The sequence below is a fragment of the Winslowiella arboricola genome (genome assembly GCF_025527015.1).
Taxonomy (GTDB): domain Bacteria; phylum Pseudomonadota; class Gammaproteobacteria; order Enterobacterales; family Enterobacteriaceae; genus Erwinia; species Erwinia arboricola.
Genome location: NZ_JAODIM010000031.1, coordinates 69,195 through 89,770, shown reverse-complemented (window position 1 = coordinate 89,770; position 20,576 = coordinate 69,195). Strand labels below are relative to the sequence as shown.

Below are 20,576 nucleotides of genomic sequence, written 5' to 3'. Positions count from 1 at the left end.
CCCTACATCAGATCAGCGTAGGGGCGGCGTTCTCGCCGCCCGTGCTGATAGTTTTAACCGACAATCCGGCCATTAGCCATCTGTGCGGCGCGATCGCACATATGGTCGATCACATCCGGATCGTGGCTGACCAGCACCATGGTCAGATTATCGAGACGCTTCAGATCGTTTAGCAGATTAAGGATCTCGGCCTGCACCGACATATCCAGCGCCGAAGTAGGTTCATCCAGCAGCAGTACTTTGGGTTCTAACAGCAGCGCGCGCACAATGGCGACACGCTGGCGCTGGCCGCCGGAGAGCTGATGCGGATAACGGTCGGCCATCGCCGGATCCAGACCAACATGACGAAATCCCTGATCGATACGATCGTCGATATCCTGCACCTTCAGCAGTTTCAGCGGTTCCGCCAGCGTTCGACGCAGACGGTGACGCGGATGCAGTGAGGCATAGGGATCCTGAAACACCATCTGTACTTCACGACGCAGCGTGCCGGTAAAGGCTTTGCCAGCGGCCACCTGATGTCCTGCCAGCTGCATAGAGCCCTGCCAGTGCGGATTCAGCCCGGCCATCACCCAAAGCAGCGACGATTTACCGCAGCCGGAGGGACCCACCAGACCAAAACACTCACCGGCGTCAATCGTCAGATTGACGTCATGCACCACGGTACGCAGATCATAGCCCTGCTTATGCGCCACACTCAGCTGTTGCAGATCAATCATGCTCACGAGTCGCCTCCAGTGCCGCGCGATCGAGAACCGGCAGCGGCTGACCGTGGGTCGCTTTGCTCGGACGGCAGGACCACAGGGTGTGGGTGTAGGGATGGGTGGCGCGCGGTAATTCAGCGGCAGGCAGGGTATCCAGCACTTCCCCCTTGTACATCACCATCACCCGATCGCAATGTTCCGCTACCTGTTGCAGATCGTGACTGATCAGCAGCAGGCCCATATTGCGCTGCTCCACCAGACGACGGATTAACGCCAGCACCTGGTCGCGCATCGCATGATCGAGCGCTGAGGTCGGCTCATCGGCAATCAGAAATTGCGGATCGGCAATCAGCGCAATCGCCAGCATAACGCGCTGTCCCATCCCGCCGGAGAGCTGATGCGGATAACGCGTCATCAGCTGAGCCGGTTGCGGCAGGCCCACGGCATCAAGCATCTCGCACACCTTTTCACGGCGTTCGGCGCGGCTAAAGGATTGATGCAGCTTAAGTGGCTCCTCAACCTGCCAGCCAATGGTGCGCACAGGGTTCAGCGCATACTTCGGATCCTGCATCACCATCGCCAGTTTACTGGCGCGTAACTGGCTCCAGCGGCGCTCAGTCAGGGTTAAGGCATTTTCCCCGGCAACGCTTAAGCTTCGCGCCTGCACATGCAAAGAAGGCGCTAACAGGCCCATCAGCGCGCGGGCGGTCAGTGATTTTCCGGAACCGGACTCACCCACCAGCGCCACACGTTCACGTCCGAGGGTAAAAGAGAGATCTTTCACCAGCGTGGCGCCATCATTCAGCGAAATACTTAGCCGGTCAGCGATAATCAGCGCGGAAGAATCAGTTGGCATTGCGGGTATCCAGTCGGTCGCGCAGGCCGTCGCCTGTCAGGTTAAAGGCCAGGCTGGCAAACAGAATCGCGCCACCTGGTGCGGCAGCGACCCACCACTGGTCAAAAATCACCTTACTGCCTTCGGCGACCATTGAGCCCCATTCCGCAGTTGGCGGCTGAACGCCCATACCGAGGAAACCGAGACCCGCGGCGGCAAGAATAATCCCGCCGAGGCTGAGTGCGGCGCGCACTACAGCGCTTGGCATACAGAGCGGCAGAATATGACCAAACATCAGGCGCAGGCCGGTAATGCCCTGCATCCGCGCCGCGGCGAGGTAATCGCTACGACGCAGGGCGAGGGTTTCCGCACGTGCCTGACGGGCAAAGGGCGGCCAGCTGGTCAGCGCCAGCGCCAGTGCGCCATTCATCAGGCCCGGGCCTAGCATCGCCACCAGCGCCAGCGCGATCACCAGATTTGGCAGCGACAGAAAGATATCGGTAATGCGCATCAGCACCCGTTCGGTCCAGCCACCAAGATAACCAGCAGCGATACCGACCAGCATGCCGACCGGAATGGTCAGCACCAGAATCAGCGAGACCAGCAGCAGTGTCGGGCGGGTGCCGTAAATCACCCGCGACAGCAGATCGCGGCCAAAGCCGTCAGTACCGAGCCAGTGAGCGCCAGAGGGCGGCAGCAGGCGCGCGGACATCAGCTGGGCATTGGGATCAAACGGTGCCAGCAGCGGCGCAAGCAGTGCGGTCAGCAGCAGAATGGCCACCAGCGTGCCGCCAGTCACCAGGGTAGTCACCCGGCGGCGGCGATAGCGACGCGGCGCCACAGTTTCAGCATCAGTTAAATTTTGCGTCATCGGGTTCTCGGATCGGTAAGCCAGGTGAGAGCATCAGCCAGCGTGTTCAGCACGATAAAGCAGCCGCCTATCAGCAGCGTGGAGCCAAGAATCGCCGGTGCATCGGAGGCGAACAGCGCGGTGGTCATATAGCGACCGACACCTGGCCAGGCAAAGACGGTTTCGGTCAGCACAGAACCTTCCAGCAGCGTGGCGTAGGAGAGCGCCAGCACGGTAATCAGCGTACCGGAGACATTGGGGAAAATATGCAGCAGCAGAATACGTCCGCGTCCGGCGCCTTTGGCGCGCGCAAGAGTGACATACTCTTTGCTGCTCTCTTCCAGCAGCGCGGCACGCAGCAGACGGGTGATGCCCGCCATCGACAGCATTCCCAGCACCACCACCGGCAGCCACAGGTGGGCAATGGCGTTGCGGAACATGTCGGCATCGCCGGAGAGCCAGCTATCAATCAGCATCAGACCGGTTTTGGTTTCGATGGTGTAGACATAAATATCATCCAGCCTGCCGGGCCCGGCCGACCAGTGCAGCACCGCGTAAAACAGCAGCAGCCCGAGTAACCCGAGCCAGAAAATCGGCACCGAATAGCCGAGCAGCGAAATCAGGCGCGCCAGGTTATCAATAATGCTGCCCGGTTTCCATGCCGCCAGCAGCGCCAGCGTGATGCCAAAAAAGGCGCCAAAAATCATCGCACAGCTGGCCAGTTCGATAGTGGCGGGGAAAGTGCGCATCAGATCGCTGAGCACGGGCTGATTGGTAATGCGTGAGACACCCAAATCACCACGCGCCAGGTGTTCGAGATAGTGCCAGAACTGCATCAGCACCGGCTGGTCGAGGCCCAAATCACGGCGTACCTGAGCGTAGGTCGATTCACTGGCGTGATCGCCAGCAATCTGCAACACCGGATCGACCGGCGACAGATGCGACAACATAAAGGTAAACGCCAGCAAGCCGAGCAGCGTGACCAGTAACGAAATCAGGCTGGTGGCGAGACGTCCGCCACCGCGCCAGAAACGCCGGGCGGACCCGGCTTCGGTAGAAGTTACTGCCATTACTTACTGACCTGGTTGTAGTACACCATATCCGGGTTGATTCCCTGCACATAGCCTTGCAGGTTGTCGCGCAGCGCAATCAGGTTACGCGCCTGCAGTCCCACCACGTACGGTGAGTTCTTCTGCACTTCGCGCTGCATGCTCTGGTACATCTCCACGCGCTTCGCGTTATCACTGACGGCGGTCGCGGCTAGCGTCTGCTTGCTCAGCTCAGGAATATGCCAGTTAGAGCGCCATGCGAGGGTTTTGCTGCCATCTTCCGGGTTGTAAGCGAAAGCGGCGGCATTAGTGTTGGGATCAAAATAGTCAGCGCCCCAGGCATTCAGCGTCGCTTCATATTTATGCGCTTTTACGCTAGTGGAGACTTCGGTGCTGAGTCCCGGGATCAGTTCAACTTTAATGCCGCCTTTGGCAAAGCTGGCCTGCAACGCCTGGGCGATATCCAGATACGGCGGTTGGTTACTGACGGAGAGTTTAAAGCTGACATTAGTCAGGCCTGCTTTCTGCAGAATCGCTTTGGCTTTTTCCGGATCGTATTTGTACGGATTGTCATTCAGCGCGCCGAGGAAACCTTCCGGCAGGAATGACTGGTGCACCTGGAACTGGCCTTTCAGCAGATCATCGGCGATACCGTGGTAATCAAACAGGTAACGGGAAGCTTCCCACAGCGCAGGATTTTTCAGCGCCGGCGAGGCATCAATATTGAACTGGATGTAATACAGCGAGGCCATTGGATAGGCGACCGGCTTAACCCCCGCTTTGCCTTTCAGCGCGGCCATCTGGTCAGCGCCAAGGTTACGGGCAATATCGGCGTCGCCCTGTTCCAGCAGCAGACGACGCGCGGCCGGTTCCGGGACGTTTTTAATCAGAATATTTTTCAGCCTGGGCGCACCAGCAGGTGAGGTCGGGTTAGCCGACAGCAGCACCACTTCATGCGGGATATACTTACGGATCTGATACGGACCGCTACCGGCAGAGTGGGTACCCAACCACTGGTTGCCGAGATCGTTTTTCTGCTGATTAGCCAGCACGGTTTTTTCATCAACGATCGATGCTACCGGCGCCGATAGCAGGCTTAACACGAACGCCGGGCTGATATCCGCGTTCCAGCTAATCTGAACGTGTTTGTCATCGATCTTTTTCAGCTGCGCATCAACATTGTCTTTGGTCCAGCCCATCTGAGCGAGGATAAAAGAGGGATCCAGATTCAGCTTGATCACGCGCGACAGCGAGAAGATCACATCTTCGGGACGCACCGGATTGCCGGTGGAGAATTTAGCGCCATCTCGCAGTTCAAAGGTCAGGCTGCGGTTATCACTGGCGGGTTGCCAGGAGGTCGCCAGCGTTGGCTTCAGATCGACCGGATTGTTGGGATCTGACTGCACCAGCCGCTGATAGATATTGGTAAAGGCCTGCATCGAGGTCAGTTCAAAACCCTGCGCCGGGTCAAAGCTGCTGGCATCATCGATTGACTGGGCAATCACCAGTGTGTCTGGTGGTGTGGCAGCCTGAGCAGTAAAAGAAGCAGCCAGAGCGATAGCGATGACTGACGGAACGATACTTTTCATGACGTTTCCTTACCTTAATTTTTGTCGCGAGTGTAAATGACTCATAGCATTTTTAAATAGTAGATTATGGGCTATCGATATGTATTTTTGTTCTAAGTAAAACGATATGGTTATAAAACATTAATTGATGGCAGGCTGAAATTAATAGTGGCTGTGGGTGGATTAATTTTAGCACCGTTCGGATTAGCCATTTAACAACGTGGCATACAGAGCCGGTAACAGCGCCAGCAGGTTATTAAACATATGCAGAAAAATCGGCAGCTTAAGCCCGCGCGATTTCAGCCGTGCATAGCACAGTAGCATCGAGAACAGGGTTAACATCGCCAGCGTTTGCAGATGCACATACTGTGTATGCATAGCGGCAAACAGCAGTGAGGTGAGAGTGACGCAGGCCAGCGGGCTTTTCGGTGCCCACAGCAGAAATCCCTGCAACAGAAAGCCGCGAAACAGAATCTCTTCAAATACCGGACCCAGCACCACGGCGGTAAACAGCAGAATCAGCACCGCAGAACGACTCTGTTGTGACTGCTGCTCCAGCCAGGCTTCAGGTTGCAGCAGGAAGATTTGCAGCAGCATCAGCAGCAACAGGCCGCCCAGAAACAACAGGGTGGTTTTTAACTGCAGCTTACCCGGTGGAATATCGTCACGACGTGTGCAGTAAAAACGATACAGCGGGAACAGTACCGCGAACTCAAACAGGCAAACTACCGGCACCAGCAGACCACTGCTACGCAGCTCAGCCACATTCGGGAAGCGCGAAATCACCAGCGTTATCAGGTAGTAAAGCACAAACATCGCGCCATAAAACAGCGTCAGCGTCACCCGGTTGGTATTGGCGTTCATCTTAAGCCCGTGGCTGAAAAGAGAGGCAATATTATCAACCGGTTAGAAAACTGTCGAGCGGCTTCAGCGCAGGGTAAAAACAGCGGGGATCGGGCCTGGTGATTACCCGGCCCGGGCTCTGACAATCAGAGCAAATGGCTTAACGCACGCGGATGGCGATAAAGGTCATCAACGCCGCGAAACAGATAAAAATCGCGAGTTCCATGATTTCCTCCTAAGAATTATCTTAGGTAATTATATCCCTTACCTGATTAAACATTAAGCAATTCGTGTCACTTTCACATTGTTGTAAAACGGTGGCACGAAAGGGTAAAAAACCGTCTGATCTGCCAACGCATTCTGCTAGTCTGAGAGCTGTTGTTAAGTTGAAACACGTAGAAGAGGAGTGAAACGTGAAGTTTTATACAAAATCCCTGCTGGTAGCCGCTGTGTTTGCGCTAACCGCTTGTAACACTGCGCCAAAGCATGATGCAGCCGCGCAGCCGGTCGATGCTGAGAATGATCGCTGCGGCGCCTCGCAGTATCAGAGCTATATCGGTAAACCCCTTTCTTCACTGGATACGGTGAAGTTCGCCAACCCGGTGCGGGCGATCCCGCATAACTCGGCGGTGACCATGGACTTCAATCTTAATCGTCTGAACTTTATGGGCGATGCCAGCGGCAACATTAGCAGCGTCTATTGCGGTTAAGCTGCCAACAGGGGCGGGCATATTCGCCCCTTTCCACTCTCTCCCCCAGATTCCCATCCCTGCCGCTTGTCATATTGCTGCAATAGCGTCGGGTTAGCTTAACGTGCGTCCTGGAGCAGTGCTCTCCTCGTCACGAAAACAGGTAATGCTTGTCTTTTCACATCTTCCCGCTGCGTGCGGGATTTTTTTTGCGTTTTTTTCAACAACAGATCATTTGCTTAGCGCTTTCGGCTACGCTGTAGAGGGATATTGACCAGGAGTAATTATGCGAGCGGTGCAACTTTTGTTACTGTCAGGAATCATGCTGCTGGCGTCACCCGTTTTTGCGTCCAGCAGTGAAGCCTGGGCGGCGGCGGATAAAGCCATGGTGCAGGCCTGTGTTAAAGCCAGCGGTTTAAAAAATGCCAGACCGGCAGGCAAAATCATGCTGTTTGACGATCGGGTTGGTTACTCTGCACTGCTGTTGCAGGGGCGTTATCCACAGAAGCATATGAATAATCAGCGCGGCCGCGAGTTGTGCCTGTATCAGCGCAGCACAAAAACCGCTTCAGTTACCGAGGCCGATAGCCTGATGGCTAAAGCGCCATAGTTTAACGGATGATGGAGAAGATGCCTGAAACTGATGCTGCAATCACCGTCCTGCCAGCCAGCGCGGAGATGCTTACTTCACTGAGTGAGCTTGATTATGGTTTTCGCGTCACCAAAGAGTTTGTTGCGGTATTTGACCGTCCTGTCAGCCAGAACCTGAAACGGGTTGAGGCTTACGAAAAGCACTACTTTAACGATCCGCAACAGTTTAGTACTTACATCGACAGCACGGATAGCGCGCTGTTTATCGCGCAGCGGCAACAGCAGTGGGTGGGCTATCTGGCGGTAAGCCGCAACTGGAATGGTCTGGCGCTGGTGGAAGATATCGCTGTTGATCGCCATGCGCGCCAGCTGGGCTGTGGCCGCGCGCTGATGGACGCCGCCGTGCAGTGGACGCGCGAGAAAAACCTCTCGGGGCTGGTGCTGGAAACGCAGTCAAATAACGTCCCCGCCTGCCTGTTTTACGAGCAATATGGCTTCGAGCTGGCGGGCATTGACCGTGCCCTGTATCGCGCACTGAATCCACAGCGCAGTGAAACTGCGCTGTTCTGGTACTTATGGCTAAATCTTTAATCGCCGCGTGCGCTCCGTGAGACTGGCACTGGTGACCGCCAGCACTGATAACAGAATCAGCGCTAATGCCGGAGCAACCACCGCCCATGGCGCACGTTCGACATAAGGCATCCCTTCCGCCAGCACAATCCCCCAGTCGGCCGCCGGTGGCTGCGGCCCAAGGCCGAGAAAACCCAGTCCGGCCAGCGCCAGCGCATTACCCGGCAAGCGCAACATTGCATGGCGCAATAATGGCGCCAGCATCGGCGGCAATAAATAGCGCCAGGCGCGCCGCAACGGGCCGACCCCCAGCATCGGTAACATGCGGATATGCGGCTGGGCATTGATCTCGGACACCAGCGCGGCGGTATGCGCCGCCAGCGGCGCCCAGCTGACAATAATGACTGCCAAGGCGGCGCCAGCACTGGTTGGGCCGTTGATGGCGGCAATGACCATACCGGCAATCACCGGCGGTGTGGCATTGGCCACTTCAATCGGCCCCACCAGCGCGCGCGGAAACAACCCAACCAGCATGCCGATCAGCAGCGTGCAGAGCGTTACCAGCAGCGCCAGCGCGCAGGTGTGCAATGCCCCCTGCGCCACGCGTGCGAGGATATCGCGTGCCATGGCGTCGGCGCCAAATGGCAGCGACCATGATGGCGGTTGCAGACGCAGCCAGACGGAACTAAACGCATCGCGCGGTAAACCGGCCGCAATCAGCAACAAAATCAGCAGCAGGGCGATCAGCGGTATCCACCAGCCGCAGCGGCTGGCCGATGCCAGCGGCGGTACAGCGGGCAGCGCGCCATATTTTAATGCAGGCCCCAGTATTGCGCGTTGCAACAGATTGGCCAGCAGACCGGCGGCACTGCCAAGCAGCAGCAGAATCAGCATGCCGCTTTGCAGCGCGGGCAGATCGCTGGCGGCAGCGGCGCCCAGCGTGGCGCGACCCAGGCCCGGAATGGCAAACACCTTTTCGACCGCAATCGCTCCGCCAGTCAGGCCGATAATTACCATCGCCAGCTGCGGCAGCATCGCCGGTAGCGTGCGCCTGATAAGCGCCAGCGCCAGATGATGATGTGGGATGCCCGCCGCCTGCCAGCTGACCAGCCACTTCTCCTGAAAACTGGCGCTTAACGCGTCGGAAAACAGACGACCGAGTAACCCCCCCGCCGGAATACCCAGCGCCAGTGCTGGCAGTATCGCGTGCTGCCAGCCTGTCCAGCCATATGGCGGCAACCAGCCGAGCCACACCGCGCCAACCAGCAACAGCAGCGCCGCCAGCAGAAACTCCGGCAGTGCGGTCAGCGCCGCTGCCAGGGTTCCCGCCGGACGCCGCGCCACCCCCGTCAGACCGGCACGCAGTACCGGAAGACAGATCAGGCTCAGCAGCACCAGCGCCACCAGCAGTGCGCAGCCCATCAGCGTCAGGGAAACCCCGGTTGCCTGCAGCATGCCCGGCAGCACCGGCGCACCGGAGATCCACGAATTACCGGCATCGCCCTGCAACAGATTTTTCAGCCAGTGCCACAGCAGGGCATCCGGTCCCTGATATAACCCCAGCGAGTGACGAATCGCGTCAAGGGTTTCAGGTGTGGCCTCCTGATCGCCGGAGCGCGCCCGCAGCAGCGCCAGCGCCGGATCGCCTCCGGCCAGCCAGGGCAAAATCCCGACCAGCATGACCATTGCCGCAAGGGTGGTCAGGCGCGAGCACAGCGGCAGCAGGGCGACAAAGTAGCGCATTATTGCTCCAGATGGGTCTGGCTGGAGATCAGGCGACGTTCGCGCGGATCGCGATCGGCATTGCGTACTGCCGGGCTTTCTCCCTGAATCACCCGTTCGTGCAGCATCGGGATAGCGGCATCACTGGCCAGAATCAGATTTTCTGCCGCCATAATCGCCTTACGGCGCGCTTCACCGGCTGGTGTGGCGGCTGCCCGTTGCAGCGCCTGATCGATAGCTGGCTGGCATAGCTGAGCAATGTTAAACGACCCTTTACAGGCAAAGTCGCTGTACATATAGGCGACCGGATCGCCGGAGTCGAGCACCGTCGCGCGCGACAGGATAAAGGCGTCAAATTTGCCCGCCAGCGCATCGGCTTCAATATGGGCATATTCACGCACTACCTGCTTCACCTGAAAACCAGCGGCGGAGAGCTGTTGCGCCAGCCAGACCGCCACTTCCGGCAGTTCAGCGCGGTCGCTAAAGGTGGCGAGGGTGATCAGCTGGCCATTGGCTCTGGCTGCCGCCTGCGGATGCGCAACCGGCTGACGCAGCTGCGCCGCCCATGGCAGTGCCGGGCCTAACAATCCCTGCGCGATATCCGCGCGTTTTTCATAGACGTTATCCACCAGTTGCTGACGATCGATCGCCTCACGCACGGCGGCACGCAGCGCCGGATCGCGGAAGGCTCCCTGCTGGCTATTGAGATACAGGGTATTGGTGCGCGGCATCGGCACTTCATGAATCTGTTCCGGCTTGAGCAGGGCGGCTTGTGAGACCGGTACTGCCTCCACCACATCGGCGCTGTTGGTGCGCAGCGCCGCCGCGCGCGCCGCGCCATCCGGCACAAAGCTGACATCAATACCGCTGGCCTGTGCTTTCTCGCCCCAGTAATCCGCAAAGCGGTTTAAGCTGGCGCTGCTGGTGCCATTTACTTTACTGAGAATAAACGGCCCGCTGCCGTTACCGACCGGATTAACACTGCCATTTGCGCCATAAGCTTTAGCCGCCAGAATCGCCAGCTGCGGACTGGAGAGACGCTGTGGGATCAGCGGATCGGGATCGGCGCTGCTGATAATCACTGCATGATCGCCGTCGGCGGCAATCTCCAGCGTGACGCCATCGAGAATACGTGGCTTAGGCGCCGCCTGAGTGGCGGCATTAAGTGAGCGGATTACCGTTGCCGCGGTCAGCAGCGTGCCGTCATGGAAATGCACATTTTCGCGTAATTCAAAGCGCCAGCGGCGATCGTCAAGCTGTTGCCAGCGGGTGGCCAGCGCCGGTCTGGCTTCGCCCAACGCATCGAGATTGACCAGGGTTTCGGCGGTCTGCCAGCGCGACAGTTTAAACGCGTCGTCACTCAGTGGCGACAAGCCGGAGCGTGGCGGTTGCAGCATCGCCAGACGAATGCGTGAGCTATCCGATTTGACCTCCTTTTCGTTAAAACAGCCGCTAAGCAGCAACGTGACGCTCAGTATCCACAGGGCGCGAGATTTCATTAACCTGGTATCCTTAATTCGCTAAAGGTAAACGGGGGATGGCGTCCAGCAAACGCTGGCTGGCCGGGTGCTGCGGGTGACATAACAGCTGGCGGACAGGGGCGTCCTCGACGATAGCGCCGTTATCCATCACCAGTACGCGTTCACACAGACAGGTAATCGATGACAGATCGTGTGACACCACCAGCAGGCCCATCTGCTGCTGACGGGCAATATCGGCCAGCAGATGGTTGATTTGCTGTCTGAGCGGCAGATCGAGGCCGCTGACCGGTTCGTCTGCCAGCAGAAAACGCGGTTGCAGCGCAATCGCCCGGGCAATCGCCACGCGCTGCGCCTGACCGCCGGAGAGACTGGCGCAGCGCTGCGTTAACAGGCTGGCATCGAGCCTGACCTGCGTCAGAATCGCTGCCAGCTGAAGCTGGTCGGGTTGCAGACCTTTTAACTGGCGTTGCGGCTCAGCCAGCACATCAGCCACCGTGCGGCGCGGATCGAGCGTCGTGGCCGGATCCTGGGCGATATATTGCACCTGCTGGCGATACCAGCGCAGCGCCCGCACCGATGCGGGACGTACCTGATGTTGCTGGCAGCGTACTTCGCCGTCAGTGGCGCTTTGCAATGCCAGTATCAGTTTCAGCAGCGTTGATTTGCCGCTGCCGGAGGAGCCAATCAGCGCCACGCGTTCACCGGCGCGTAACTGTAACGACACGGCGTCGACAATCGGACGCGGCTGACCATGCGGCTGATAGCTCAGACGGTGGGTAGCGAGAAACGCAGCAGAAGACATCAGGCAATTCCCCGCAGCGGGGGCGTAGAGACATTCAGCATCTGTTCCGCATGGCGTGCGGCGCTGACCAGCCGCTGGCTGGCCGTATGTTTTGGCCGGTTCAGTAACTGCTGCATGGTGCTGTTTTCCACCAGACGTCCGTCTGACATCACCAGCGCCCGGCTGCACAGCTGAGCCGCCAGCACCAGATCGTGGGTGATAAACAGCAGCGCGGGCGCATCGCGACGCAGCGCCAGGCGCTGAAATGCCGCCATGACTGTCTGTTGCGTGGCGACATCCAGCGCACTGGTGGGTTCGTCGGCGACAATCAGCGGGCTTTCGCTGGCCAGCGCCAGTGCGATGCAGACGCGCTGACGTTGGCCGCCCGACAGTTCGGCGGGGTAGCAGGCCATCACCCGCTTGCTGTCGGCGAAATCCATCTCATCCAGCAGCGCAATGACCGCCTGCAGCGCCGCATGGCGCGGAACCGGCTGCCTGGCCTGCACTGCCATTTGTAGCTGTTTACCGACGCTGACCAGCGGGTTAAGGGCGCTGGCGGAGTCCTGAAAAATCATCGCTGCACGGGTAGCGGGGGAGCGCTGGCCAACCGGGCGGCCGATCACCGACTGTCCGGCAATGTGCAATTCACCGCTTAAACGCGCCGCTGCGGGCATTGCGCCGATAATAGCGCTGGCGGTTAATGACTTACCGCACCCTGATTCGCCCAGCAGACAGACGCACTCTCCCCGTTGCAGGGAAAAACTGAGTTGATGCAGTTTTTGCTGCTGGTGAATATAGAGATTCAGATTGGTCAGTTGCAGCACCCTGTCAGGGGCTGGAGATAAAGAGGTCAGCATAGCGTCGCACGGCAAAATGATTGTTATGTGATAACATAACAAAATATGACGCAATGATGCAAAATATGTTTAGTTGTTTACCTGGTTGGATAATTATCCGGTGCTATGGCGCAGCAAGGCAATAAACAACCTTGCCGGGCACGAACAGCAACGGTTCAGACAGCCTGCAACGGCGCACCCTCACTCCGCTTTCTCATCCATCAGCTGCGCCAGTACGTTGCGATAGCCCTGTAACATCGCCTCATCCACTTCATGTTCCAGTTTACTAATCACCGTCGCGATAATCGCTTTGCTGGTGGCCGGTTTACCGGATTGCATCAGTTCGGTCATTACTGCCGCCAGTAACTCAGCCTCACGCGGCGCGTGCCAGGCTGGACTGTTAAAGTAGTCGGTAATCGCACGGCCTGCGCCGCGTGTATGTGTTCGCATAAAAAACCTCCGAAAAAGCGCCATCGGCCACACAATCGGCCACACAAAGGCAAGCCGATGAGATCATAAACAGGACAAATATGATTGTGATCCGGGCAACCAGGACAGTTAGCCCGCCACTTGCCAGACGTTAAACAGGTGGAGATTTTTTAAACATAGAACGCGTCTGCGGAGTTGTCAGTAACAAAATGAAATATTTTTGACATTAAGCAGGCGAATAAGTGCTGACAACCTCTAAAACGCCATTAATGATAAATTGCACGCCCATACATACCAGCAAAAAACCCATCAGGCGTGAGATGGCTTCGATACCGCCTTTGCCGACGATACGCATAATGCCGCCGGAGCTGCGCAGGCTGATCCATAAAATTACACTGACCGCGATAAAAGTCAGCACCGGCGCGACGGTGATCACCCACGGTGAAAACTGCGTGCTGTCGCGAATGGTGGAGGCGGAACTGATAATCATCGCGATGGTGCCCGGACCGGCAGTGCTGGGCATTGCCAGCGGCACAAAGGCAATATTGACCCCTTTATGCTCATTCAGCTCATCCTGTTTATGCTCGGCCTCCACTGACTGACCGGCCGGTTTATGCGGGAACAGCATGCGAAAACCGATAAAAGCGACAATCAGACCCCCGGCAATCCGCAGGCCCGGAATCGAGATGCCAAAGGTATCCATCACCAGGTTACCGGCGTAATACGCTACGGTCATTATGATAAAAACGTACAGCGAGGCGTCGCGCGCTTGCTTGTTGCGCTCGCTAAAGTTCATATCGCCCGCCAGGCCCAAAAACAGCGCCACGGTGGTCAACGGGTTAGCCAGCGGCAGTAACACCACCAGACCGAGGCCAATCGCCTTAAACAGTTCCAGCATGCTGATATCCTTAACAGAATGGGTGTTTATCACATAATCCCAGAGCTGCAAGTATTACCTCAGCCAGCGGCTAACGCCAGCCCGAATCTCCACGGCGATAAATGATTATTTAAGGCAAATGAAATAAAACTTGCATCTGAAGGGCGGCTATGAGTAAATGCGTCGTCGGTTTGTTAAGCAGAGCCGAATATGCGAGCAGTTTTAGTAAAGCAGTCTTCAGTTCAAGCGTTATCTTAGATATCTCTTCTTCCTGACTCCTTCCTGAGTGCCTCATAAATTCTGTAGACAAACCATTTCGCCCATGTGGCTTGTAATTGAATGAAGGATAGACAAATGTCTAACAAAATGACTGGTTTAGTAAAATGGTTCAACGCTGAGAAAGGCTTCGGTTTTATCTCTCCAACTGACGGCAGCAAAGATGTATTCGTACATTTCTCTGCAATCCAGAACGATGGCTTCAAAAGCCTCGATGAAGGCCAGAAAGTTGAGTTCACCATCGAAAACGGCCAGAAAGGCCCAGCAGCTGCTAACGTAACTGCTATCTAAGCGAATTTATCGCGGCTGAAGAGTTTTATCTTCAGCGACGAAACGCTAATAAAAACCCGCCTTGTGCGGGTTTTTTGTTTTAAGCATAAAGATAATGCCATCTGCCTGTCCGCAGCGTGAGGCAGAGCCAGCTGAATGCCGTTTCAGCTTAAAAATCTGAAGTTGTCCTGTTGCCAATATTTGTCACTCGTCACATTTCCCAACTTGCTAGACTGAACGCTCAGCTAAGCATTTGAGGCCACGCGCACTTCGCTATGGAATCCTGGAAGGTCAATCTTATTTCAGTCTGGTTCGGCTGTTTTTTTACCGGGCTGGCAATCAGTCAAATTTTGCCGTTTCTTCCTCTCTATATTCAACAACTTGGTGTTGAATCCCATAGCGCTTTAACCATCTGGTCCGGATTGACTTTCAGTGTCACCTTTATGGTTTCGGCGGTGGTTTCGCCGATGTGGGGCAGCCTGGCGGATCGCAAAGGGCGTAAACTGATGCTGCTGCGCGCCTCCTTTGGTATGGGCGCGGTCATTCTGATGCAGGCGTTTGTCACCAGTGTCTGGCAGCTGTTTCTGCTGCGTGCGCTGATGGGGCTGACTTCCGGCTATATTCCCAATGCGATGGCGCTGGTGGCTTCGCAGGTGCCGCGTGAGCGCAGCGGCTGGGCATTGAGCACCGTGGCCACCGGCCAGATTTCCGGCGTGATTGCCGGCCCGATGCTGGGAGGGCTGCTGGCGGACTGGGTCGGTTTGCGTAGCGTGTTTATTCTTACCTCGATTCTGCTGTTAGTCAGTTTTCTGATTACTCTGTTTCTGATTAAAGAGACTGGCCATAAGGCGGTGAAGAAAGAGGACAAACTCAGCGGCAGCGCGGTATTTCAGTCACTTAGCAATCCAGCGCTGGTGATCACGCTGTTTTGTACCACGCTGGTGATTCAGCTAAGTAATTCCTCTATCAGCCCGATTCTGACGCTATTTGTGCGCGATCTGGCGCCGGATGTGCAAAATATTGCTTTTCTCAGCGGTTTTATCGCCGCGATCCCCGGCATGTCGGCGCTGATCTCCGCACCATGGTTGGGTAAACTTGGCGACCGCATCGGCACCGAACGGATCTTAATCGCCACGCTGACTTTTTCGATTGTGCTGTTTCTGGCGATGGGTTTTGTCACCAATGCCACGCAGCTGGGCGTGTTGCGCTTTCTGCTGGGTTTTGCCGATGGCGCCATGATGCCAGCAGTACAAACTCTGCTACTGCGCTACTCCAGCGACCAGGTCACCGGACGTATCTTTGGCTATAACCAGTCTTTTATGTATCTGGGCAACGTGGTCGGGCCGCTGATTGGCGCCGGTGTCTCGGCGATTGGCGGATTTCGCTGGGTGTTTATCGCGACGGCGCTGGTGGTGCTGATTAATACCTGGCAATTACGGCGTCTCTACCGGCAGCAGAAAACAGCCAGTGCAGCATTGCAGAAACCGCGGACGTAGGGGCGGCGTTCTCGCCGCCCGTGCCGCTGATTTGCACCAGAGTTACGGCTGACGCAGGGTAAAGCGATAGCTGTATTGCCGTTCGCTAAGTAAGAAATCGGCATTGACGCTGGGACTCCAGGAGTCATCACCGCCGACGCCCATATGGAAGCCATCCAGCGTCAGCCAGCAGCCAGCTTCTTCCCGTAGCAAGTGGCGATGGCTGGTATCACGCAGCTGCTCCATGCTGTAGCGGCTTAGCGAGAAGTGGAAATCTCCACTGAGTTGCAGTGTGCCGAGCTTCAGCTGACGCGTTCCGCCGCGCAATCCGTTGTCGCTCGGGAAAACATAAGGCGTATGCAGTGCCGTCAGCGGCAGTTGCCAGCGCGAGAACTGTGCCGCGCTGCGGCGGTCCGGGTAGTTTTCATGCGGGCCAAGTCCCAGCCAGCTGACTTCGGCAGGCGCTTCCGCCAGCTGACAACGTACGCCAATGCGCGCCGGGGCAGGCACGCCAGCGGCGATCTCCACACTCACTTCAACGCTTAGTTCCCCCTGTGCATTTACCTCATAACGCTTGCGACTGAGGAACAGCGTCTGTTGCTGATACTGCCAGGCATGCAGCGTATCGACGATAACCGAGTCACGTAGTGCATCCGCTTTAAACTGCAGGGTGACGGCTTCCAGCTGATACAGTCCGGCGCGCTTCCAGCGCTCGACCCAGGCATTTGGATCGATACGCGTGGTTTCGCTGATGCCAATATCATTATCCAGCGGTGCGCGCACAAACAGATCGCTTAGCGGTGACAGCAACGTAGCGCGATCCTGTTGCAACCACTGCGTCAGCTCGCCGCTGCGGCGGGAAAACTGCCAGCGCTGCTGACCATGTTCAATTTCAATTATATCGTGATGAGCGGTCAGGGTTGGCGCTACTGCGGGGTGAGTTTCTGCCGGCAGCGCCAGCGTGGCTGGCAGACGCCACTGCGACCAGGCCGCACGATGATCTGCCGCTGACCAGGCGGTAGCCTGTGGTTGCACCACCTCAAGATTCAGCCACACTTCGCCGCTTAACGCAGGTTGCTGATCCAGTTCAATACGCTGGCTGCCCTCTGGCGCCAGCGACAGGTTTATTTCGCCACTGGCAACCATTTCGCCATTTTGTTCGATGCGCCAGCGCAGCTGTTCGTTGTCGCTGTGACGGAACAGATATTCACTGCTGATGGTAAAGGCCAGCGGGTTAGAGGGATCGGCGCTGAACTGGAAAAATTGCTGGGCATGCTGCGCTTCATACAGTGAAGGATGCGGCGTGCGGTCGGCAAACACCAGGCCATTCATGCAGAACTGGCGGTCATTGGGTTTGTCGCCAAAGTCACCGCCGTAGGCCTGCCAGCGGCTGCCATCGGCGTCTGTTTTGGTCAGGCTCTGATCGACCCAGTCCCAGACAAAACCGCCCTGCAGGCGCGGAAACTGACGAAATGCCTGCCAGTAACGATCAAAGCCACCAAAACTGTTGCCCATGGCGTGCGCGTATTCGCACAGGATCAGCGGTCGGGTTTCGCCCGGCATGCTAATCCACTTTTTGACTGACCATTTTGGTACCGCCGGGAAGGGCTGATCCTGATCCACACGCGCATACATCGGGCAGATAATATCGGTAGCGTCGCTGTTGGCGCCGCCTCCTTCGTACTGCACCGGACGCGTTGGATCGCTGCTTTTGATCCAGCGATACAGCGCATCATGGGTGCTGCCATGGCCGGATTCATTACCCAGTGACCAGATAATAATGCAGGGGTGATTACGGTCGCGCTGCACCATGCGTGTCACGCGTTCGCTAAAGGCATTGAACCATGTCGGATCGTCGGACAGGCGATTCATCGGCTGCATACCGTGAGTTTCGATATTGGCTTCATCAACGACATACAGGCCATAACGATCGCACAGGCGATACCACAGCGGATGGTTAGGGTAATGGGAGCAGCGCACCGCATTAAAGTTATGCTGCTTCATTAACTGAATATCGCGCACCATGGTGGCTTCATCCATCACCTGACCCGTTTCCGGGTGATGCTCATGGCGGTTAGTGCCGCGAATCAGCAGCGCCTTGCCATTGACCTTTAACAATCCCTGCTCAATGGTGACCTGACGGAAGCCAACATCATAAGCTTCCGCTTCGATTAGCGTACCTGCGTTATCAAGCAGCGAAATTACTGCGCGATACAGATGCGGCGTTTCGGCGCTCCATAACAACGGCTGCGCAACCTGCAGATTAACGGTCGTACGGTCAACGTAATGGCCGCGCTCATCAATGATTTCACTGCCAAACGACTGTTGCTGACTGGCGATCGCCTCGCTGCCGCGCCAGAGTTCGACTCTGAGCTGATAGTCAGCGCTGTTGTCCGGCGTCAGGCTGGCGACCACTTTTGCCTGCAAGCGGGCTGAGCTGAATTCCGGGCTGAGATGCGTTTCCAGCTGAATATCAGCCAGCTGCACCTGCGGCTTATGCAGCAGGCTGACATCGCGGAAAATACCGCTCATCCGCCACATATCCTGATCTTCAAGATAGCTGCCATCGCTCCAGCGCAGCACCATCACCGCCAGACGGTTATTGCCCGGCTGCAAATAATCACTGAGGTCAAACTCCGCTGGCAGACGACTGTCCTGTGAATAACCGACCCAGTTGCCGTTGCACCACAGATAAAAGGCAGAGTTAACACCGTCGAAAACGATGCGCGTCTGCCCGCTGCTGCGCCACTCGTCGTCGACAGAAAATGTGAGCGAATAGCACCCGGTGGGGTTGTGCTGTGGCACCTGCGGCGGCGTAACCGGAATTGGATACTGCACATTGGTATAAATCGGGCTGTCATAACCGGCGAGCTGCCAGTTCGAAGGCACCTGAATGCTGTCTGCCTGCGGCAAATCCTGCAACAGCCAGCTTTGCGGCACCGCTTCCGGCTGATCAAAGTAGCTAAAATGCCAGCTGCCATTGAGACTCTGACGTCGATCCGATGGCGCATCATTGCGTGCCTGTTGCGCATCGCGCCAGCTGCAAAAAGCGGGATGCGCGGGCAGGCGATTAAGTTGCGTGGTGCCGGGCTGTTCCCAGTCGCGGCGCGCAATGATCTCTGACAGGGTATGAATGGCAGCTGTTTTCATCATGGATCCTTATTAAATGTTATGCGCTCACACTGCCTGCAATAACACACAGAGTAAAGCGTTTAGCGGCGATTCCGCGACGGCGATCGCGTTCCCGGATTAAGCAAAAAAGCCGCGGCAGGTAACCGCTAATGCAGACTGATTGCGGAATTCTGACAGGAAAGTGTTAAGCGTGGTTACCTGCGGTAAAAAGCAGCCTTATGCAGAGTATTCCGCATTGTCGGGCGATATTCCCCGGCATACACTCGGCGCGAAATCGTCACACTGAGGTTCTGGTTATGAGTCGTATTATTAAGGTAGTCACAATTGTGGCGCTGGTAACAGCATTGAGTGGTTGTCTCTTCCCGATGTGGGGACCAGGCGGCGGCGGTGGTGGGGGACACGGCGGCGGCGGCGGCGGATGGGGCGGCGGTGGCGGCCCACGCGGTGGTTTTATGGGTGGCCCACAGTAAGTCACAAAACTCCCCCTCGCTGGATGATTAAGGCCTGTGAGGGGGAGTATTATTTTGACCATTCAATAAAAAATTCTCTCAGGATTACATTTACCGGCATTGTATTTTGTTTATCTGTGAATCGGGAAGGTAATCATTATTGGCAGAGAAACGTTTCGACGATGTCAGCTGCTGCATGTGCTTCTTAATACACCAAAATAGTCGCTAAAAAGCGCTACCATTTTAATTATCTCAATGTTAACTTCTTGCTTTAACCTGCTGAGACATTCGAGACATTCGCATGAAAAACCTCATTGCTGAATTATTGTTAAAGCTCGCTGCCAAAGAAGAAGAAGCAAAAGAGTTAACCGCTCAGGTTGAAGCCTTAGAAATTGTGGTCACCGCCATGCTGCGTAAGATGGAGGAATCACAGCGGTTGGAACTGAATGCCGGCATTGAGGTTGCGATGCGCAAAGCGGCAGATGATGCAGCCACCGCCCCGGAAGATGCTTCCTTATTACAGGGGTATATCCAGCGACTTCTTACTTATCCACGTTATTAAACTTTTCTGCCAGGTCAGTGTAAACGTTTACCCTCTGTTAACATGATTACTCACTTAAAGTAATAATGAGATCCAGCTATAAATTTGTTTTTTATTTGTCGCCGAAAACAGAATACCTGCCAGACTTAGCATTAATGCTGTTTAAAGCATTAGTGTGGCCTCTTCGTGAATTGAAATAAGGATCGAATATGAAGGTGCAGGTATTGATATTAACGGTCGCCAGCCTGATGACCGTCGGCTATGCCGCTGCTGCGGAGAAAACCCCGCAACAGCAAAAAATGGCCAACTGTAATCAGCATGCCAGTAGCCAGACGCTGAAAGGTGACGCGCGCAAAAACTTTATGAGCGAGTGCTTGCGCAAAGACAGCAAAATAAGTGAGATGACGCCGCAACAGGTAAAGATGAAAACCTGTAATTCTCAGGCGGGAGAGAAGACGCTGAAAGGTGATGAGCGTAAAACCTTTATGAGCAATTGCCTGAAAAAAAGTTAAAGATCACGTGGATCTGCGGATCCACGCATTGGTTCTCAGCCTGATTTACGTCACGGAGAATTTCCCGCCCCGGGCCGCCATTTCGCGACGGTTAAT

General features: G+C 56.2%; 21 protein-coding genes. 8 read left to right on the top strand and 13 right to left on the bottom strand.

Annotated elements, in window-relative coordinates; translation table 11 throughout:
- Window positions 1-53: 53 nt before the first annotated feature.
- The 6 genes from N5923_RS01515 to N5923_RS01490 all read right to left on the bottom strand — a co-directional run bounded on the left by N5923_RS01515 (window position 54) and on the right by N5923_RS01490 (window position 5,870).
- The gene (locus N5923_RS01515; RefSeq protein ID WP_267140693.1) at window positions 54-719 is read right to left on the bottom strand and encodes an ABC transporter ATP-binding protein; all 666 of its coding nucleotides are present in this window, start codon (window positions 717-719) and stop codon (window positions 54-56) included.
- On the bottom strand, window positions 712-1,560 hold the full coding sequence (locus tag N5923_RS01510; RefSeq protein WP_267140692.1) for an ABC transporter ATP-binding protein: 849 nt from the start codon (window positions 1,558-1,560) through the stop codon (window positions 712-714). The genes N5923_RS01515 and N5923_RS01510 overlap by 8 nt, the downstream gene beginning before the upstream one ends.
- The gene (locus N5923_RS01505) at window positions 1,550-2,410 is read right to left on the bottom strand and encodes an ABC transporter permease (RefSeq protein WP_267140691.1); all 861 of its coding nucleotides are present in this window, start codon (window positions 2,408-2,410) and stop codon (window positions 1,550-1,552) included. Before N5923_RS01505 ends, N5923_RS01510 begins: the two co-directional genes overlap by 11 nt.
- Window positions 2,407-3,459 (bottom strand): ABC transporter permease, encoded by a 1,053-nt coding sequence (locus tag N5923_RS01500; RefSeq protein ID WP_267140690.1) that lies wholly within the window; start codon window positions 3,457-3,459, stop codon window positions 2,407-2,409. Before N5923_RS01500 ends, N5923_RS01505 begins: the two co-directional genes overlap by 4 nt.
- Window positions 3,459-5,027, bottom strand: coding sequence for an ABC transporter substrate-binding protein (locus N5923_RS01495; RefSeq protein ID WP_267140689.1), 1,569 nt, complete (start codon window positions 5,025-5,027; stop codon window positions 3,459-3,461). Before N5923_RS01495 ends, N5923_RS01500 begins: the two co-directional genes overlap by 1 nt.
- A 183-nt stretch (window positions 5,028-5,210) precedes the next feature.
- Window positions 5,211-5,870 carry a CPBP family intramembrane glutamic endopeptidase gene (locus tag N5923_RS01490; protein WP_267140688.1) on the bottom strand — a complete coding sequence of 220 codons (660 nt, stop codon included), beginning with the start codon at window positions 5,868-5,870 and terminating at the stop codon, window positions 5,211-5,213.
- A gap of 392 nt (window positions 5,871-6,262) precedes the next feature.
- On the opposite strand from N5923_RS01490, the gene N5923_RS01485 reads away from it, so the two are divergent.
- From N5923_RS01485 to N5923_RS01475, 3 genes are all read left to right on the top strand, one after another.
- Window positions 6,263-6,559 (top strand): I78 family peptidase inhibitor, encoded by a 297-nt coding sequence (locus tag N5923_RS01485; RefSeq protein ID WP_267140687.1) that lies wholly within the window; start codon window positions 6,263-6,265, stop codon window positions 6,557-6,559.
- Window positions 6,560-6,824: 265 nt separating this feature from the next.
- Window positions 6,825-7,148, top strand: coding sequence for a hypothetical protein (locus tag N5923_RS01480; RefSeq protein WP_267140686.1), 324 nt, complete (start codon window positions 6,825-6,827; stop codon window positions 7,146-7,148).
- A gap of 20 nt (window positions 7,149-7,168) precedes the next feature.
- A complete protein-coding gene (locus N5923_RS01475) occupies window positions 7,169-7,720 on the top strand; it encodes a GNAT family N-acetyltransferase (protein WP_267140685.1) in 552 nt (183 codons plus the stop codon).
- Here N5923_RS01475 and N5923_RS01470 read toward each other — a convergent pair.
- The 6 genes from N5923_RS01470 to N5923_RS01445 all read right to left on the bottom strand — a co-directional run bounded on the left by N5923_RS01470 (window position 7,709) and on the right by N5923_RS01445 (window position 13,846).
- Complete coding sequence (locus N5923_RS01470) at window positions 7,709-9,442, bottom strand: ABC transporter permease subunit (protein WP_267140684.1); 1,734 nt, start codon at window positions 9,440-9,442, stop codon at window positions 7,709-7,711. The genes N5923_RS01475 and N5923_RS01470 overlap by 12 nt on opposite strands.
- Entirely contained in the window at window positions 9,442-10,920 is a 1,479-nt protein-coding gene (locus N5923_RS01465; RefSeq protein ID WP_267140683.1) for an ABC transporter substrate-binding protein, read from the bottom strand. Before N5923_RS01465 ends, N5923_RS01470 begins: the two co-directional genes overlap by 1 nt.
- Window positions 10,921-10,933: 13 nt before the next feature.
- Window positions 10,934-11,704 carry an ABC transporter ATP-binding protein gene (locus N5923_RS01460; protein WP_267140682.1) on the bottom strand — a complete coding sequence of 257 codons (771 nt, stop codon included), beginning with the start codon at window positions 11,702-11,704 and terminating at the stop codon, window positions 10,934-10,936.
- Window positions 11,704-12,540, bottom strand: coding sequence for an ATP-binding cassette domain-containing protein (locus N5923_RS01455; RefSeq protein WP_267140681.1), 837 nt, complete (start codon window positions 12,538-12,540; stop codon window positions 11,704-11,706). The genes N5923_RS01460 and N5923_RS01455 overlap by 1 nt, the downstream gene beginning before the upstream one ends.
- A gap of 180 nt (window positions 12,541-12,720) precedes the next feature.
- A complete protein-coding gene (locus N5923_RS01450; protein WP_267140680.1) occupies window positions 12,721-12,969 on the bottom strand; it encodes a biofilm development regulator YmgB/AriR family protein in 249 nt (82 codons plus the stop codon).
- Between the two features lie 205 nt (window positions 12,970-13,174).
- Window positions 13,175-13,846 (bottom strand): MarC family NAAT transporter, encoded by a 672-nt coding sequence (locus N5923_RS01445; RefSeq protein WP_267140679.1) that lies wholly within the window; start codon window positions 13,844-13,846, stop codon window positions 13,175-13,177.
- Between the two features lie 333 nt (window positions 13,847-14,179).
- On the opposite strand from N5923_RS01445, the gene cspE reads away from it, so the two are divergent.
- A complete protein-coding gene (gene cspE / locus N5923_RS01440) occupies window positions 14,180-14,392 on the top strand; it encodes a transcription antiterminator/RNA stability regulator CspE (protein ID WP_017800860.1) in 213 nt (70 codons plus the stop codon).
- A 254-nt stretch (window positions 14,393-14,646) separates the two neighbouring features.
- Window positions 14,647-15,867: a multidrug efflux MFS transporter gene (locus N5923_RS01435; protein WP_267140678.1), complete on the top strand. Its 1,221-nt coding sequence runs from the start codon at window positions 14,647-14,649 to the stop codon at window positions 15,865-15,867.
- Between the two features lie 42 nt (window positions 15,868-15,909).
- Here N5923_RS01435 and N5923_RS01430 read toward each other — a convergent pair whose 3' ends face one another.
- Entirely contained in the window at window positions 15,910-18,996 is a 3,087-nt protein-coding gene (locus N5923_RS01430; RefSeq protein WP_267140677.1) for a beta-galactosidase, read from the bottom strand.
- Between the two features lie 278 nt (window positions 18,997-19,274).
- Between N5923_RS01430 and N5923_RS01425 the strand changes: the two genes are divergently transcribed.
- From N5923_RS01425 to N5923_RS01415, 3 genes are all read left to right on the top strand, one after another.
- Window positions 19,275-19,448, top strand: a complete 174-nt coding sequence (locus N5923_RS01425) for a hypothetical protein (protein ID WP_267145187.1) — start codon at window positions 19,275-19,277, stop codon at window positions 19,446-19,448.
- Window positions 19,449-19,728: 280 nt separating this feature from the next.
- The gene (gene iraP, locus N5923_RS01420) at window positions 19,729-19,989 is read left to right on the top strand and encodes an anti-adapter protein IraP (RefSeq protein WP_267141490.1); all 261 of its coding nucleotides are present in this window, start codon (window positions 19,729-19,731) and stop codon (window positions 19,987-19,989) included.
- A 188-nt stretch (window positions 19,990-20,177) separates the two neighbouring features.
- Window positions 20,178-20,480, top strand: a complete 303-nt coding sequence (locus N5923_RS01415; RefSeq protein ID WP_267141489.1) for a PsiF family protein — start codon at window positions 20,178-20,180, stop codon at window positions 20,478-20,480.
- Window positions 20,481-20,576: the final 96 nt, after the last annotated feature.

Bases quoted from the DNA above. Each gene is read 5' to 3' on its own strand.
- N5923_RS01445 (WP_267140679.1), bottom strand. From the start codon at position 13,846: ATGCTGGAACTGTTTAAGGCGATTGGCCTCGGTCTGGTGGTGTTACTG.
- cspE (WP_017800860.1), top strand. From the start codon at position 14,180: ATGTCTAACAAAATGACTGGTTTAGTAAAATGGTTCAACGCTGAGAAA.
- N5923_RS01510 (WP_267140692.1), bottom strand. From the start codon at position 1,560: ATGCCAACTGATTCTTCCGCGCTGATTATCGCTGACCGGCTAAGTATT.
- N5923_RS01495 (WP_267140689.1), bottom strand. From the start codon at position 5,027: ATGAAAAGTATCGTTCCGTCAGTCATCGCTATCGCTCTGGCTGCTTCT.
- N5923_RS01500 (WP_267140690.1), bottom strand. From the start codon at position 3,459: ATGGCAGTAACTTCTACCGAAGCCGGGTCCGCCCGGCGTTTCTGGCGC.
- N5923_RS01450 (WP_267140680.1), bottom strand. From the start codon at position 12,969: ATGCGAACACATACACGCGGCGCAGGCCGTGCGATTACCGACTACTTT.
- N5923_RS01425 (WP_267145187.1), top strand. From the start codon at position 19,275: ATGAGTCGTATTATTAAGGTAGTCACAATTGTGGCGCTGGTAACAGCA.
- iraP (WP_267141490.1), top strand. From the start codon at position 19,729: ATGAAAAACCTCATTGCTGAATTATTGTTAAAGCTCGCTGCCAAAGAA.
- N5923_RS01505 (WP_267140691.1), bottom strand. From the start codon at position 2,410: ATGACGCAAAATTTAACTGATGCTGAAACTGTGGCGCCGCGTCGCTAT.
- N5923_RS01435 (WP_267140678.1), top strand. From the start codon at position 14,647: ATGGAATCCTGGAAGGTCAATCTTATTTCAGTCTGGTTCGGCTGTTTT.
- N5923_RS01465 (WP_267140683.1), bottom strand. From the start codon at position 10,920: ATGAAATCTCGCGCCCTGTGGATACTGAGCGTCACGTTGCTGCTTAGC.
- N5923_RS01460 (WP_267140682.1), bottom strand. From the start codon at position 11,704: ATGTCTTCTGCTGCGTTTCTCGCTACCCACCGTCTGAGCTATCAGCCG.
- N5923_RS01415 (WP_267141489.1), top strand. From the start codon at position 20,178: ATGAAGGTGCAGGTATTGATATTAACGGTCGCCAGCCTGATGACCGTC.
- N5923_RS01430 (WP_267140677.1), bottom strand. From the start codon at position 18,996: ATGAAAACAGCTGCCATTCATACCCTGTCAGAGATCATTGCGCGCCGC.
- N5923_RS01490 (WP_267140688.1), bottom strand. From the start codon at position 5,870: ATGAACGCCAATACCAACCGGGTGACGCTGACGCTGTTTTATGGCGCG.
- N5923_RS01470 (WP_267140684.1), bottom strand. From the start codon at position 9,442: ATGCGCTACTTTGTCGCCCTGCTGCCGCTGTGCTCGCGCCTGACCACC.
- N5923_RS01455 (WP_267140681.1), bottom strand. From the start codon at position 12,540: ATGCTGACCTCTTTATCTCCAGCCCCTGACAGGGTGCTGCAACTGACC.
- N5923_RS01475 (WP_267140685.1), top strand. From the start codon at position 7,169: ATGCCTGAAACTGATGCTGCAATCACCGTCCTGCCAGCCAGCGCGGAG.
- N5923_RS01515 (WP_267140693.1), bottom strand. From the start codon at position 719: ATGATTGATCTGCAACAGCTGAGTGTGGCGCATAAGCAGGGCTATGAT.
- N5923_RS01480 (WP_267140686.1), top strand. From the start codon at position 6,825: ATGCGAGCGGTGCAACTTTTGTTACTGTCAGGAATCATGCTGCTGGCG.